This is a genomic window from Pseudomonas sp. PAMC 25886, from assembly GCF_000242655.1.
In the GTDB taxonomy this organism is placed as follows: Bacteria; Pseudomonadota; Gammaproteobacteria; order Pseudomonadales; family Pseudomonadaceae; genus Aquipseudomonas.
Genome location: NZ_AHHC01000063.1, coordinates 86,441 through 101,333 on the forward strand (window position 1 = coordinate 86,441; position 14,893 = coordinate 101,333).

16 protein-coding genes are annotated in these 14,893 nt (G+C 62.2%); 4 read left to right on the forward strand and 12 right to left on the reverse strand.

Features of this window, described 5'->3' with window-relative positions:
* The first annotated feature begins 61 nt into the window (after nucleotides 1-61).
* A complete protein-coding gene (locus MUM_RS0121500; RefSeq protein WP_003217402.1) occupies nucleotides 62-1,075 on the forward strand; it encodes an AI-2E family transporter in 1,014 nt (337 codons plus the stop codon).
* 99 nt (nucleotides 1,076-1,174) lie between these two features.
* Here MUM_RS0121500 and MUM_RS0121505 read toward each other — a convergent pair whose 3' ends face one another.
* A complete protein-coding gene (locus tag MUM_RS0121505) occupies nucleotides 1,175-2,443 on the reverse strand; it encodes an Hsp70 family protein (RefSeq protein WP_010173949.1) in 1,269 nt (422 codons plus the stop codon).
* A 288-nt stretch (nucleotides 2,444-2,731) separates the two neighbouring features.
* Between MUM_RS0121505 and MUM_RS0121510 the strand changes: the two genes are divergently transcribed.
* The 3 genes from MUM_RS0121510 to MUM_RS0121520 all read left to right on the forward strand — a co-directional run bounded on the left by MUM_RS0121510 (nucleotide 2,732) and on the right by MUM_RS0121520 (nucleotide 4,439).
* Nucleotides 2,732-3,679, forward strand: a complete 948-nt coding sequence (locus tag MUM_RS0121510) for a DnaJ C-terminal domain-containing protein (protein WP_010173950.1) — start codon at nucleotides 2,732-2,734, stop codon at nucleotides 3,677-3,679.
* A gap of 2 nt (nucleotides 3,680-3,681) precedes the next feature.
* Entirely contained in the window at nucleotides 3,682-3,987 is a 306-nt protein-coding gene (locus MUM_RS0121515) for a chaperone modulator CbpM (RefSeq protein WP_010173951.1), read from the forward strand.
* An 83-nt stretch (nucleotides 3,988-4,070) separates the two neighbouring features.
* Nucleotides 4,071-4,439, forward strand: a complete 369-nt coding sequence (locus MUM_RS0121520) for a hypothetical protein (protein ID WP_010173952.1) — start codon at nucleotides 4,071-4,073, stop codon at nucleotides 4,437-4,439.
* 44 nt (nucleotides 4,440-4,483) lie between these two features.
* Here the strand turns inward: MUM_RS0121520 and ureC are convergent, their stop codons facing one another.
* The 11 genes from ureC to urtA all read right to left on the reverse strand — a co-directional run bounded on the left by ureC (nucleotide 4,484) and on the right by urtA (nucleotide 14,704).
* Nucleotides 4,484-6,184, reverse strand: coding sequence for an urease subunit alpha (gene ureC, locus MUM_RS0121525; protein WP_029616039.1), 1,701 nt, complete (start codon nucleotides 6,182-6,184; stop codon nucleotides 4,484-4,486).
* Between the two features lie 140 nt (nucleotides 6,185-6,324).
* Complete coding sequence (locus tag MUM_RS0121530; RefSeq protein ID WP_010173954.1) at nucleotides 6,325-6,630, reverse strand: urease subunit beta; 306 nt, start codon at nucleotides 6,628-6,630, stop codon at nucleotides 6,325-6,327.
* Nucleotides 6,627-7,157 (reverse strand): GNAT family N-acetyltransferase, encoded by a 531-nt coding sequence (locus tag MUM_RS0121535; protein WP_010173956.1) that lies wholly within the window; start codon nucleotides 7,155-7,157, stop codon nucleotides 6,627-6,629. Before MUM_RS0121535 ends, MUM_RS0121530 begins: the two co-directional genes overlap by 4 nt.
* 5 nt (nucleotides 7,158-7,162) lie before the next feature.
* Nucleotides 7,163-7,684, reverse strand: coding sequence for a GNAT family N-acetyltransferase (locus MUM_RS0121540; protein ID WP_010173958.1), 522 nt, complete (start codon nucleotides 7,682-7,684; stop codon nucleotides 7,163-7,165).
* Nucleotides 7,685-7,692: 8 nt separating this feature from the next.
* Nucleotides 7,693-7,995: an urease subunit gamma gene (gene ureA / locus MUM_RS0121545; RefSeq protein ID WP_003217383.1), complete on the reverse strand. Its 303-nt coding sequence runs from the start codon at nucleotides 7,993-7,995 to the stop codon at nucleotides 7,693-7,695.
* 178 nt (nucleotides 7,996-8,173) lie between these two features.
* Nucleotides 8,174-9,013 (reverse strand): urease accessory protein UreD, encoded by an 840-nt coding sequence (locus tag MUM_RS0121550; RefSeq protein WP_010173961.1) that lies wholly within the window; start codon nucleotides 9,011-9,013, stop codon nucleotides 8,174-8,176.
* Nucleotides 9,014-9,043: 30 nt separating this feature from the next.
* A complete protein-coding gene (gene urtE / locus MUM_RS0121555) occupies nucleotides 9,044-9,742 on the reverse strand; it encodes an urea ABC transporter ATP-binding subunit UrtE (protein WP_010173963.1) in 699 nt (232 codons plus the stop codon).
* A gap of 116 nt (nucleotides 9,743-9,858) precedes the next feature.
* The gene (urtD, locus tag MUM_RS0121560; protein WP_003217378.1) at nucleotides 9,859-10,719 is read right to left on the reverse strand and encodes an urea ABC transporter ATP-binding protein UrtD; all 861 of its coding nucleotides are present in this window, start codon (nucleotides 10,717-10,719) and stop codon (nucleotides 9,859-9,861) included.
* A complete protein-coding gene (gene urtC / locus MUM_RS0121565) occupies nucleotides 10,716-11,795 on the reverse strand; it encodes an urea ABC transporter permease subunit UrtC (RefSeq protein WP_010173965.1) in 1,080 nt (359 codons plus the stop codon). Before urtC ends, urtD begins: the two co-directional genes overlap by 4 nt.
* Nucleotides 11,795-13,297 (reverse strand): urea ABC transporter permease subunit UrtB, encoded by a 1,503-nt coding sequence (gene urtB, locus MUM_RS0121570; RefSeq protein ID WP_010173967.1) that lies wholly within the window; start codon nucleotides 13,295-13,297, stop codon nucleotides 11,795-11,797. Before urtB ends, urtC begins: the two co-directional genes overlap by 1 nt.
* Nucleotides 13,298-13,438: 141 nt before the next feature.
* Nucleotides 13,439-14,704 (reverse strand): urea ABC transporter substrate-binding protein, encoded by a 1,266-nt coding sequence (gene urtA / locus MUM_RS0121575; protein WP_003217372.1) that lies wholly within the window; start codon nucleotides 14,702-14,704, stop codon nucleotides 13,439-13,441.
* Between the last annotated feature and the right edge of the window lie 189 nt (nucleotides 14,705-14,893).

A 14,893-nucleotide genomic window follows, 5' to 3' on the forward strand; every position in this document is an offset into this window, starting at 1 on the left:
TCTGCAGGAGCGAGCATGCTCGTTCCTGCGCATCCTTTAACGCCGTTCGTTTTGAGGCTGTATGCCAACGTTTTCTCAGCGTCACGTGTTGTTGTTGGTCAGTTGCGTGCTTATTTTTGGCGGGCTGCTGCTGGTTTTGCCGTTGAAGTTGCTGCCGAGCCTGCTGGCCGGATTGCTGGTGTATGAGCTGGTCAACATGCTCACCCCGCAGTTGCAGCGGTTGATCGAAGGCCGGCGTGCGCGCTGGTTGGCGGTGGCGTTGCTGGGGACCTTGATCGTCAGCATCCTGACCCTGATCTTTGCCGGGGCCATCAGCTTCCTGTTGCACGAAGCGGAAAACCCGGGGGCTTCCCTCGATAAATTCATGGGCGTGGTTGACCGTGCGCGCGGCCAGTTGCCGCCGTTTCTCGACGCCTACCTGCCGGCCAGCGCCGCCGAGTTCCGCGTGGCCATCGGCGAATGGCTGAGCAAACACCTCAGCGAATTGCAGCTGGTGGGCAAAGACGCCGCGCACATGTTCGTGACCTTGCTGATCGGCATGGTGCTGGGTGCGATCATCGCCCTGCAACGCGTGCCAGACCTCACCAAGCGCAAACCCCTGGCCGCCGCGCTGTTTGATCGCCTGCACTTGCTGGTTCAGGCCTTTCGCAACATCGTCTTCGCCCAGATCAAGATCGCCGCACTGAACACCGCCTTCACCGCGATCTTCCTCGCCGTGGTGCTGCCGCTGTGCGGGATCCACCTGCCGTTGACCAAGACCCTGATCGTGCTGACGTTCCTGCTGGGCCTGTTGCCGGTGATCGGCAACCTGATGTCCAACACCCTGATCACCATCGTGGCCTTGTCGCTGTCGATCTGGGTAGCGGTGGCGGCGTTGGGTTACCTGATCGTCATCCACAAGGTCGAGTACTTCCTCAACGCGCGCATCGTCGGTGGGCAGATCAGTGCCAAGTCGTGGGAATTGTTGTTGGCGATGCTGGTGTTCGAAGCCGCTTTCGGCCTGCCGGGGGTGGTGGCGGGGCCGATTTATTATGCGTACTTGAAGAGCGAGTTGAAGCTGGCGGGGATGGTTTAACAGCCAGCACCGGCACTTTGGCGGGAGGGCTGTTGTGGCGAGGGGGCTTGTCCCCTCGCCACAACAAGCTCCTTCAGCAAAAGGAGTGGGGTTTGTCACTCAGTAGCCGTAGCGCTTGCTGGCCTCAATCGCCAGACCACTGCCGATACTGCCAAAGATATTCCCTTCCACATGCTGCGCATTCGGCAGCATCGCCGAGATGCTGTGGCGCAGTGCCGGGATCCCGCTGGAACCCCCGGTAAAGAACACCGTGTCCACCTGGGCCACGTCCACCGAGGCGTCGTTGAGCAACTGGGTCACGCTGTTGCGCACGCGCTCCAGCAAGCCGTCGATGGCCGATTCGAACAGCGCCCGGCTCAACTCCACGCTCAGCCCCGGCTCCACCCGGTCCAGCAGCACATGGCGGCTGTCCTGCTGCGTCAGCTGGATCTTGGTTTCTTCCACTTCCATCGCCAGCCAGTGCCCGGCGCGCTGTTCGATCAGGTTGAACAGGCGGTCGATGCCGCCGGTGTCCTCGATGTCGTAGCGCATGCTGCCCAGCGCCAGCTTGGATTTCTGCGAGTACACCGAGTTGATGGTGTGCCATGTCGCCAGGTTCATGTGGTGGCTGGTGGGCATGTAGGCGCCGCTCTTCATGCGGCTGCCGTAGCCGAACAGCGGCATCATGCCGGCCAGCGAGAGTTGCTTGTCAAAGTCGGTACCGCCGATGTGCACGCCGCCGGTGGCGAGGATGTCGTCGTGGCGGTTGTCGATCTGGCGACGCTCGGGCGACAGGCGCACCAGGGAGAAGTCGGACGTACCACCGCCGATGTCGACGATCAGCACCAGTTCTTCTTTCTCGATGGTGGACTCATAGTCGAAGGCTGCGGCGATCGGTTCGTACTGGAACGAGATGTCCTTGAAGCCGATCTTGCGGGCCACGCCCACCAGGGTGTTTTCGGCTTCCTGGTCGGCCATCGGGTCGTCATCCACGAAGAACACCGGGCGGCCCAGCACGACTTCGTCGAACTCACGGCCGGCGGTGGTCTCGGCGCGGCTCTTGAGTTGGCCGATAAACAGCGCCAGCAGGTCGGTGAACGGCATGGCCGTGCCCAGTACGCTGGTGTCGTGCTTGATCAATTTGGAACCCAGCAGGCTCTTGAGCGAGCGCATCAGCCGGCCTTCGTAGTTTTCCAGGTACTCGTGCAGGGCCAGGCGACCGTACACCGGGCGACGCTCTTCGAAGTTGAAGAACACCACCGACGGCAGCGTGATCTTGTCGTCCTCCAGCGCGATAAGCGTTTCCATGCCGGGACGAATCCAGCCGACGGTGGAGTTGGACGTGCCGAAGTCGATACCGCAGGCACGGGCTGGGGATGGGTTTTTCATGTCAATCGGGTTCCGGTTGAAAAACGGCCGCGCAGTGTATGCCACCCGCGTGCAGATGCGTAGGCCGACTATCCGCTAAATACAACACACTTGTTACCTTGAAAGCCCGGCCTTTGCCCCCAAATCCTCCCCATACGGTTGGTGGCTGCAAGTTTCTGCCCGCAGCGCCGATAAACTTCTGACGCACCCCCGGGTCACAAGATTGAGATCGGTCAATCCAGACGCCGCAAACAGGCGCATGCTGTGACGCTGGCAGTGCGATATCGATAACGGACGGTGATACTCCCGATGGACTTCAAAGACTATTACAAGATTCTCGGCGTCGAGCCGACTGCCGACGACAAGACGATCAAGGCCGCCTATCGCAAGCTGGCGCGCAAATATCACCCGGACGTGAGCAAGGAAAAGGACGCCGAAGCCAAGTTCAAGGACGCGTCCGAAGCCTATGAAGCGCTGAAAAGCGCCGACAAGCGCGCTGAATACGACGATTTGCGCAAATACGGCCAGCACGGCCAGCCATTCCAGGGCCCGCCAGGCTGGCAGAGCCGTGGCGGCTACGGCGGCGGTGGCCAGGACACTGGTGACTTCTCGGACTTCTTCAGCTCGATCTTCGGTTCGCGCGGCAATGGTTTTGGTGGCGCCCAGGGCCGTAGTGCCGGGCGTCGAGGGCAAGATGTGGAAATGGAACTGCCGGTCTTCCTCGAAGAGACCCTGTCCAACGAGTCCAAGCCGGTCACCTTCCAGGTGCCGCAGTACAACGCCGCCGGCCAGCACGTCAGCAACACCACCAAGAGCCTGAACGTGAAGATCCCGGCCGGTGTGGCCGACGGTGAACGCATCCGGCTCAAGGGCCAGGGCGCGCCGGGGATTGGCGGCGGTGCCAACGGTGATCTGTACTTGATCATCAAGTTTGCGCCACACCCCAAGTTTGACGTGGAAGGCGAGAACCTGATCATCACCCTACCGCTGGCCCCGTGGGAGCTGGCGCTGGGTACTGAGGTAGCCGTGCCGACCCTCACCGGCAAGATCAACCTCAAGGTGCCGGCCGGCAGCCAGAACGGCCAGCGCATGCGCGCCAAGGGCCACGGGCTATTGAACAAGGCCGGGCAGCGCGGTTACCTGTTTGTGCAACTCAAGGCGGTGATGCCGAAAAACACCGACGACGAGGTCAAGGCGTTGTGGCAGGCATTGGCTGAAAAGGCCGCTTTCGATCCGAGAGAAACATGGAGTAGCTAACAATGAGCAGTCCCCGTGTGGTTCAAGTGAACATGGCAGAATTTTGTGAGGCCACCGACCTGTCGGTGGCCTACGTGATCGAAATCGTCGAGCACGGCATTCTTGAACCGGCGGGGCAAAGCCCTGAGTCCTGGCGGTTTACCGATTACGAACTGGCCCTGGCCAAGCGTGCGTCGGCGCTGCAAAAAGACCTGGAGCTGGAATGGGAAGGCGTCGCCCTGGCGCTGGACCTGCTGGAAGAAGTGCAGCAACTGCGTGCCGAGAACCAGATGCTCAAGCAGCGGCTGGGGCGTCTGGTCGTCGAATAACGGCTGCTCTACATAGTTACATCCGACCTTGGAGCCGGGCTGATTAAGGTAATCGCCCCTCTCCGATTCCAAGGTATTTGTGTATGCCAGACCCTCAAGCAGCTGACCTCCCCGCCAAGGTCTCAGCACAGCCAGGAAGCAGCAGTATCCATGGGGATTTTATAAACAACAGCCTCCCCGAATGGCTCATCAAGGCGTCAGCGCAACGGCGCATGCAACTCAAGTTGAACGACTTGGAGCACCTGCTCTGGTTCCAGGCACTGACGCTTCAACAACGCACGACCTTGAAGGCGTACACCCAGGCCAGCCTGCATCAGCGCTTTGAGTCCGGAGCGTTGACGCAGGAGGCCTACACGCAACAATCCGATGACCTGGAGGGGCAGTTGCAGATTGAGGAGGCGGGATTGATCGAGAGGTTAAGTCGACAACTGTTGGCTGAGCATCCGCTCTGAAGATCAAGGCCTGGGTGTTCAACGACCCAGGCCTTTTCGGCTGTCTAGAACAGGAAATAACGCTGGGCCATCGGCAGCACATCCGCCGGTTCGCACCACAGCAACACACCGTCGGCTTTCACCTGATAGGTCTGCGGGTCGACTTCGATGTCGGGCAGGTAATCGTTGTGGATCAGGTCGGTTTTCTGCACCGTCCGGCACCCCTTGACCACCGCAATCTGCTTCTTCAACCCCAACTGTTCGGGCAAGCCCGCCGCCAAGGCCGCCTGGCTGATAAAGGTCAGGCTGGTGGCGTGCAACGAACTGCCGAAGCTGGCGAACATCGGGCGGTAATGCACCGGCTGCGGCGTCGGGATCGAGGCGTTGGCGTCGCCCATCAGGCTTGAGGCAATCGCGCCGCCCTTGAGGATCAGGCTCGGCTTGATGCCAAAGAATGCCGGGCGCCACAGCACCAGGTCGGCCCACTTGCCCACTTCGATGGAGCCCACTTCATGGCTGATGCCGTGGGTGATCGCCGGGTTGATGGTGTACTTGGCGATGTAGCGCTTGGCGCGGAAGTTGTCGTTGCCTTCGCCGTCACCCGGCAATGGGCCGCGCTGCTTTTTCATCTTGTCGGCGGTCTGCCAGGTGCGCGTGATCACTTCACCGACCCGGCCCATGGCCTGGCTGTCGGAGCTGATCATCGAGAACGCGCCGAGGTCGTGCAGGATGTCTTCGGCGGCAATCGTCTCGCGACGGATGCGGCTTTCGGCGAAGGCCACGTCTTCGGCAATACTCGGGTCCAGGTGATGGCAGACCATCAACATGTCCAGGTGTTCGTCGATGGTGTTGCGGGTAAACGGCCGGGTCGGGTTGGTGGAGCTGGGCAGCACGTTGGGGAAACCACAGGCCTTGATGATGTCCGGCGCATGACCGCCACCGGCACCTTCGGTGTGGTAGGTGTGGATGGTGCGGCCCTTGAACGCGGCGAGGGTGGTTTCGACGAAGCCGGATTCGTTGAGGGTGTCACTGTGGATCGCCACCTGCACGTCGTACTCGTCGGCGACGCTCAGGCAGTTGTCGATGCTTGCCGGCGTGGTGCCCCAGTCTTCGTGCAGCTTGAGGCCAATGGCGCCGGCCTTGACCTGTTCGATCAGCGGCTCCGGCAGGCTGGCGTTGCCTTTGCCAGTGAAGCCGATGTTCATCGGGAACGAGTCGGAGGCCTGGAGCATGCGTGCCAGATGCCACGGGCCGGAGGTGCAGGTGGTGGCGTTGGTGCCGGTGGCCGGTCCCGTGCCGCCGCCGATCATGGTGGTGACACCGCTGGTCAGCGCCTCTTCGATTTGCTGTGGGCAAATGAAGTGGATGTGGGTGTCGATGCCGCCGGCGGTGAGGATCATGCCCTCACCGGCAATCACTTCGGTGCTGGCGCCGACGCAGATGGTCACGCCGGGCTGGATGTCCGGGTTGCCGGCTTTGCCGATGGCGGCGATGCGGCCGTTTTTCAGGCCGACGTCGGCCTTCACAATGCCCCAGTGATCGATGATCAGCGCGTTGGTGATCAGGGTGTCGACCACCTCATGGGCGAGCAGTTGGCTCTGGCCCTGGCCGTCGCGGATCACCTTGCCGCCGCCGAATTTCACTTCTTCGCCGTAGACGGTGAAGTCCTGCTCGACTTCGACGAACAGCTCGGTGTCGGCCAGGCGGACCTTGTCACCGACGGTGGGGCCGTACATGTCGGCGTAGGCTTGTCTGGAAATCTTCATGTGCATGCCTTGAGATTCAGGAAAGTTTGAAATCGTTCGCTTCGCTCTCTATCGCGGGCAAGCCCGCTCCCACATTTGGAACGCATTCCCCTGTGGGAGCTGGCTTGCCTGCGATGAGGCCCGAGCAGACACCAGAAAAACTACAGGTCGCCCATGATGCGTCCGGCAAACCCGAACACCCGGCGCTTGCCGCTCAATTCCACCAGTTCCACGTCGCGACTCTGCCCCGGCTCAAAGCGCACGGCCGTGCCCGCCGGGATGTTCAGGCGCATGCCACGGCTGGCGGCGCGGTCGAACGTCAGCGCGTCGTTGGTTTCGAAAAAATGGTAATGGGAGCCGACCTGAATCGGCCGGTCGCCGCTGTTGGCGACGCTCAGGGTGGCGGTGCGCCGGCCCACGTTGAGTTCGATGTCGCCAGGCTGGATCTGAAATTCGCCAGGAATCATGCAGGTTGTCCCAGGGTCTTGAAGTAGATGGCGGTCGGGGTGTAGCGCCCGTCCGGGCTTTGGCAGTAGTTGGGCAGTTCACCGATCTTGGTATAGCGCAGCGACTGGTAGAAGGCTTCGGCGCCAGAGCCGGCTTCGGTGTCCAGGTACAACAGCCCGCGTTTGTACTGGCGGGCGCTCAGCTCCAGGGCGGCCATCAGCTGTTGGCCGAGACCCCGGCGCCGGGCCTCGCTGTGCACCAGCAGCTTTTGCACTTCGGCACGGTTCAGGCCGTTGGCTTTCAGGCACAGCGCCAATTGCACACTGGCCACCACGACTTCATCGCGCACCACCACCCACAGCAGCAGGCTGCCGTCTTCGATACTCGCCTGCACGCCGCTGAGGTAGCTGCGGGCCTGGGTTTCGTCGAAGTCGGCCATGAAGCCTACCGAAGCGCCGTGCTTTACGGCGTCCAGCAGCAGCTCAACCAAACCCTGGCGGTAATGGGCAAAACTCTCGGCATTGACTCGACGCAGTTGGGCGTTCATCGGTGTCACTCCTTGGGCGGTTCGGCGCCAGGGTTGAGTGTCAGTTGCATGAAGGTCAGGTCCAGCCAGCGACCGAACTTGGTGCCGACCTGGGGCATCTGCCCGGTGGTGACAAAACCCAGGCGCTCATGCAGGCGGATCGAGGCCTGGTTGCCGCTCTCGATGGCGGCGACCATCACGTGTTTGTTGCAGGCTTTCGCCCGCTCCACCAGCGCGGTCATCAGATGGGGGCCGAGGCCTTTGCCGCGTTGGTCGCTGCGCACGTACACCGAATGTTCGACGGTGTGGCGAAAGCCCTCAAAGGGCCGCCAGTCGCCGAACGAGGCATAGCCTGTGACCTGCTCGTCTTCGACGGACACCAGGATGGGGTAGAACTGCGACTGACGGGCGCTGAACCAGGCCTGGCGGTTGCCCAGGTCCACGGGTTGTTCGTTCCAGATCGCCGTGGTGTTCAGCACGGCGTCGTTGTAGATATCGCGAATGGCCGGCAAATCGGCATGCACCGCATCACGTATCAAAAAGGACATGGCAGGCCTCAGGCGATGGGTTGGTGGACGGTGACCAGCTTGGTGCCGTCGGGAAAGGTCGCTTCCACCTGGATGTCGGGGATCATTTCCGGAATGCCTTCCATCACCTGTTCGCGGGTGAGCAGGGTGGTGCCGAAGTGCATCAGCTCGGCGACGGTGCGGCCATCACGGGCGCCTTCCATCAGCGCGGCAGAGATGTAGGCGATGGTTTCCGGGTAGTTGAGCTTCACACCGCGCGCCAACCGCCGCTCGGCCACCAGGCCGGCGGTGAAGATCAGCAGTTTGTCTTTTTCCCGTGGGGTCAGGTCCATCGTTCAAGGTCCACTATGAAATACATTCGTAAAAAACACCGGAGATCCAATGTGAAAGCTGCTTTCTGTGGGAGCTGGCTTGCCTGCGATGCTGGCGACTCGGTAGGGCTGATGCACCGAGGTGATGCCATCGCGGGCAAGCCCGGCTCCCACAGGGAACAGGGTCAACGTTTGATCTTCATGTGCTCCAGATTCTCGGTGATACCGCTTCTCGGCCCAGCACGGCCGGGCGCAGCAGGCGCCACAGCGCGATCAGCCAGCCGCGGGCCAGCAGCGCTTCACTGGCCAGGCAGCGGGCCACCAGCAGGCCGGGCAGTTGGGTCAGGTCGCCGCGCACCGCGTGGGGCAGCGAGCGGCAGTGTTCGAGTAATTCACTGTCGATTTCACCGGTCACCAGCAAGGTCGCGAACACCGGTTGCCCGTCCAGCCCGATGGGCGATTCGAGCAAACCGTCGGCGCCCACAATGCGCTGGCGTTCATGCCAAATCAACTGGCCGTCGCGGCGGATATCCAGGTGCGACTGGAAGTGCCCAAGGTCGAAACGCTCGCCGCTGGCAGGGCGCCCGAGGGCGACCACGTCCCAGTAAAACAGCCGGGCATCGCCTTGCAGGTCGATGCGGGTGGTGAGTTCGGCCTGGGCCGCGCTGAACACGATGGTCTCCTGCGGCAGCCATTCCAGGGTGGCGCCGGCCTCAACCGTCAGCTCCAGCTTCTGGTAGGCCGGGCCGCCGGCGCGGTACCACTTGGCCGCGCCGGGGCTGGTCAATTGCGCCCAGGCACCTTCGGCCACATGCGCTGTGATATCGAGGCGATCACCGCCGGCAATCCCGCCCGGCGGGTGCACGATGATGTGCTGGCACACCTCGGGGCCCTCGGCGTACAGGTGCTTTTGCACCCGCAGCGGGCCGAGGTGGCGGCGCATCACCGGGCGTGTGGTGTCGCCGAAACGCGCGTAGCCGAGTTCCAGCTCGGCGTGCCAGCTGGGGGTGAACAGCGCGGTGGGGGCTGGTAGGGTCATGGTCAGTGCTTATCGTTAGGACGCTACAGATTAGATCGTAACGAGCCCGCGCACACCCTCGCTTTCCATATTTTCTCCACGCCCCTGCTGGACGATTTCGCCCCGGGACATCACCAGGTACTGGTCGGCCAGTTCAGCAGCAAAATCGTAGAACTGCTCCACCAGCAGAATTGCCATGTCACCGCGTGCCGCGAGTTTTTTGATCACCGCGCCGATCTCCTTGATCACCGACGGCTGGATGCCTTCGGTGGGCTCGTCGAGGATCAACAGGCGCGGGCGGCTGGCCAGGGCCCGGCCGATCGCCAGCTGCTGTTGTTGGCCACCGGACAAATCACCGCCACGGCGCTGCTTCATTTGCAGCAGCACCGGGAACAGCTCGTAGATGAACGCCGGCACTTCCCTGGCCTCGGCGCCGGGGAAACGGGACAGGCCCATCAGCAGGTTTTCTTCCACCGTCAGCCGGCCAAAAATCTCCCGGCCCTGAGGCACATAGGCGATCCCGGCGTGTACGCGCTGGTGCGGTTTGAAACCGGTAATGGCCTTGCCTTCCCAGTTCACCGCACCTTCCTTGGCGGGCAGCAAACCCATCAGGCACTTGAGCAAGGTGGTCTTGCCCACGCCGTTGCGGCCCAGCAGGCAGGTGACTTCGCCGACTTTCACCTCAAAGGAAAGCCCGCGCAGGATGTGGCTACCGCCGTAGTACTGGTGCAGCTTGTCGACTTGCAGCATGTTCAAAACCTCCTCAATTCCTTGTGGGAGCTGGCTTGCCTGCGATGCAGGCGACTCGGTGTATCAGTTGCACCGTGTCGATGCCATCGCAGGCAAGCCAGCTCCCACATAAAGCATCAGCGACCGAGGTAAACCTCGATCACCCGCTCATTTTCCTGCACCTGTTCCAGCGACCCTTCCGCCAGCACGCTGCCCTGGTGCAACACGGTCACGTGGTCGGCAATCGAACCGACAAACCCCATGTCGTGCTCCACCACCATCAGCGAATGCTTGCCTGCCAGGCGCTTGAACAGCTCGGCGGTGAATTCGGTTTCGGCGTCGGTCATGCCCGCCACCGGTTCGTCCAGCAGCAACAGTTGCGGGTCTTGCATCAGCAGCATGCCGATTTCCAGGAACTGCTTCTGGCCGTGGGACAGCAAGCCGGCGGGGCGATTGACCGAAGCGGTGAGGCGGATGGTGTCGAGCACTTCGCTGATGCGGTCTTTCTGTTCACCGCTCAGGCGCGCCCGCAGGCTGGCCCATACGGACTTGTCGGTCTTCTGCGCCAGTTCGAGGTTTTCGAACACGCTGAGGGCTTCGAACACCGTGGGTTTCTGGAACTTGCGCCCGATGCCGGCCTGGGCGATCTGCACTTCGCTCATGCTGGTCAGGTCAAGGGTTTCGCCGAACCAGGCCTTGCCGTGGCTGGGCCGGGTCTTGCCGGTGATCACGTCCATCAGCGTGGTCTTGCCCGCGCCGTTGGGGCCGATGATGCAGCGCAATTCGCCGACACCGATGTACAGGTTCAGGTCGTTCAACGCCTTGAAGCCGTCGAAGCTGACGCTGATGTCTTCCAGGGTCAGGATCGTGCCGTGGCGGGTGTTCAGGCCTTTGCCTGCCGCCTGGCCGAGGCCGATGGCATCGCGGGCACTGCCCTGGTCTTTGTTCGGTTCGAGGATGGGTTCGAGCATGAATTCGGCCGTCGCTGTGATTCTCATTGGTCGCCCCTTTTCTTCAGCAGGCCGATCACGCCCTTGGGCAAATACAGGGTGACGATGATGAACAGCGCCCCGAGGAAGAACAGCCAGTACTCAGGAAAGGCCACGGTGAACCAGCTCTTCATGCCGTTGACCACACCGGCGCCCAGCAACGGGCCGATCAATGTTCCGCGACCACCGAGGGCCACCCACACAGCGGCTTCGATGGAGTTGGTTGGCGACATCTCGCTGGGGTTGATGATGCCCACTTGCGGCACATACAACGCCCCCGCCAAACCGCACAACACCGCGCTCAACACCCACACAAACAGCTTGAAGCCGCGTGGGTCGTAACCGCAGAACATCAGGCGGTTTTCCGCATCCCGCAGCGCGGTCAGCACCCGGCCGAACTTGCTCTGGGCCAGGCGCCAGCCGATGTACAGGCTCGCCACCAACAGCGCCACGGTGGCCACAAACAACGCCGCCCGGGTGCCCGGTTCGGTGATGCCAAACCCGAGGATGCTGCGGAAATTGGTAAAGCCGTTATTGCCGCCAAACCCGGTCTCGTTGCGGAAGAACAACAGCATCCCGGCAAACGTCAGGGCCTGGGTCATGATCGAGAAATACACGCCCTTGATCCGCGAGCGAAAGGCGAAGAAGCCAAACACCAGCGCCAGCAATCCCGGCGCCAACACCACCAGGCACATGGCCCAGAGGAAGTGGCTGGTGCCGGTCCAGTACCACGGCAGCTCGGTCCACGACAAAAACGTCATGAACGCCGGCAGTTCATCACCGGAGGCCTGGCGCATCAGGTACATGCCCATCGCATAGCCGCCCAGCGCAAAGAACAGGCCATGGCCGAGGGACAACATCCCGGCATAACCCCACACCAAATCCAGCGCGAGGGCGACGATGGCGTAGCACAGAATCTTGCCCACCAGCGTCAGGGTGTAGGCGGAAACGTGCAGCGGATTTTCCGGTGACAGCAGCGAGAACAATGGCAACGCCAGCAGCAGGCTCAGCACCACTGCGCCGACCGCGACGGTCAACTTGGGGCCGGCCTTTTGCGCGGCTGTGAGCATCAATGGCTGGTTCATCAGTCGATCACCCGTCCTTTCAGTGCGAAGAGTCCTTGCGGGCGTTTCTGGATAAACAGAATGATCAGCGCGAGGATCAGGATCTTGCCGAGCACGGCACCGATCTGCGGTTCGAGAATCTTGTTGGCGATACCTAAGCCGAAGGCGGCCATGACGCTGCCAGCTAGTTGGCCGACACCGCCGAGCACCACCACCAGGAACGAGTCGATGATGTAGCTCTGGCCGAGGTCCGGGCCGACGTTGCCGATCTGGCTCAGGGCTACGCCGCCCAAGCCTGCGATGCCGGAGCCGAGGCCAAAGGCGAGCATGTCCACGCGCCCGGTGGGCACGCCGCAGCAGGCCGCCATGTTCCGGTTCTGGGTCACGGCCCGTACGTTCAGGCCCAGGCGTGTCTTGTTCAGCAGCAGCCAGGTCAGCACCACCACGAACAGCGCGAAGGCGATGATCACGATGCGGTTGTACGGCAGCACCAGGTTGGGCAACACCTGAATCCCGCCGGAGAGCCACTCCGGGTTGGCCACTTCAACGTTCTGCGCACCGAACACCAGGCGCACCAGCTGGATCAGCATCAGGCTGATGCCCCAGGTGGCGAGCAGGGTTTCCAGAGGGCGACCGTAGAGGTGACGAATCACCGTGCGCTCCAGGGCCATGCCGATGGCGGCGGTGACAAAAAACGCCACCGGCAGCGCGATCAGCGGGTAGAACTCGATGGCTTGGGGCACGTAGCGCTGCATCAGCAACTGCACCACGTAGGTGGAGTAGGCGCCGAGCATCAGCATTTCGCCGTGGGCCATGTTGATCACCCCGAGCAGGCCGAACGTGATCGCCAGGCCGAGCGCGGCCAGCAGCAGGATCGAACCCAGGGACATGCCGCTGAAGGCCTGGCCGAGGATCTCGCCCACCATCAGCTTGCGCTTGACCTGGGCCAGGCTGGTTTCGGCGGCGGTGTGCACGGCGGCGTCGGCTTCGACACCGGGGGCGAGCAAGGCTTCCAGGCGGGTACGGGCCAGCGGGTCGCCGGTACCGCCGAGCAAGCGCACAGCGGCGAGGCGCACGGCCGGGTCGGCGTCCACCAATTGCAGGTTGGCCAGGGCGAGGCTCAGGGCCACGTGCACGTCGTCGTTGGTTTCGCCGGCGAGTTGCTGGTCGAGGAATTTCAGCTGCGCAGGTGTAGCGCTTTTTTGCAGGGTTTGCGCGGCGGCGAGGCGCACCTTGGGGTCGGCGGCGAGCAGTGCCTGGCTCGCTTGTACGTTGTCGATGAGGCCGCGCAGGCGGTTGTTCAGGCGTACGGTTTTGGCTTCACCGTTGACGGTGATCTGGCCTTGTTGCAGGGCGTCCACCAGCTCGATGCGTGCCGGGTCGGGCTGGGCGGCCCAGTCCTGGAGCAGCTTGGCTTGTTGCATCGGGTTGGCGGCGAGGAAGTCTTCGGCGTCGCTGGCGTGTGCGGCGAAGGGCAGCAACAGCAGGACGGCGAGGATGAAGCGGTGGAGGGCAGTGGGCATATTCTTGGGCCTTGCTCGAACAAATGTGGGAGCTGGCTTGCCTGCGATAGCGGTGCATCAGACATACCGAGGTGTCCGCATCGCAGGCAAGCCAGCTCCCACAGGGTTTGTGTCAGCTCTCAGGTGCCGACACCCCTTGGTTCAGTTGCTCTTGACGGCGTAATCCGGCTTCTTGTCATTCCCCGGAATGTACGGGCTCCACGGCTGGGCACGGATCGGCTCCTGGGTCTGCCACACCACCGAGAACTGCCCGTCGGACTGGATCTCACCGATCATCACCGGCTTGTGCAGGTGGTGGTTGGTCTTGTCCATGGTCAGGGTGAAACCGGACGGCGCGGCAAAGGTCTGCCCGGCCATGGCTTCACGCACTTTGTCGACGTCGGTGGACTTGGCTTTCTCCACCGCCTGCGCCCACATATGGATGCCCACGTAGGTGGCTTCCATCGGGTCGTTGGTCACGGCTTTGTCCGCGCCCGGCAAGTTGTGGGCCTTGGCGTAGGCTTTCCAGTCGGCCACGAATTTCTTGTTCACCGGGTTCTCCACCGACTGGAAGTAGTTCCAGGCCGCGAGGTTGCCCACCAATGGCTTGGTGTCGATGCCGCGCAGTTCTTCTTCGCCCACGGAGAAGGCGACGACCGGCACGTCGGTGGCTTTCAGGCCCTGGTTGGCCAGTTCTTTATAGAACGGTACGTTGGAGTCGCCGTTCACGGTGGAGATCACCGCGGTCTTGCCGCCGGCCGAGAATTTTTTGATGTTGGCCACGATGGTCTGGTAATCGCTGTGGCCGAACGGGGTGTAGACCTCTTCGATGTCTTTATCCGCTACGCCTTTGGAGTGCAGGAACGAACGCAAAATCTTGTTGGTGGTGCGCGGGTACACGTAGTCGGTGCCCAGCAGGAAGAAACGCTTGGCGCCGCCGCCTTCTTCGCTCATCAGGTATTCCACCGCCGGGATCGCCTGCTGGTTTGGCGCCGCACCGGTATAGAACACGTTGGGCGACATCTCTTCGCCTTCGTATTGCACCGGGTAGAACAGCAAGCCGTTGAGCTCTTCGAACACCGGCAGTACCGATTTGCGCGACACCGAGGTCCAGCAACCGAACACCACGGCGACCTTGTCCTGGGTCAGCAACTGCCGGCCTTTTTCAGCGAACAGCGGCCAGTTCGACGCGGGGTCGACTACTACCGGTTCGAGCATCTTGCCGTTCACACCACCCTTGGCGTTGATTTCGTCGATGGTCATCAGCGCCATGTCTTTCAGCGAGGTCTCGGAGATCGCCATGGTCCCGGACAGCGAGTGCAGGATGCCGACCTTGATGGTCTCGGCGGCCTGTACGGTCCAGGTCATGCCCATCGCGGCGATGGATGCGGACAGTGTGAAAGCCTTGATCAAGCTGCGACGCTTCATTGTGCGATCTCCAGGAACTCAATGTTGTTATGAGGGCGTTGCACAGGCTTTTGCAAAGGCTGTGCCGAGGGGGGAGATCGCCTGTTTATGAGGGTTTCGGGCGCCACTTTGTGGGGCGGCGCACCAAGTCGAAGCGTTGGGCGGCGGTCGTGCACGGCGGCGCACCCTAACGGTGCTGCACGCTAATTA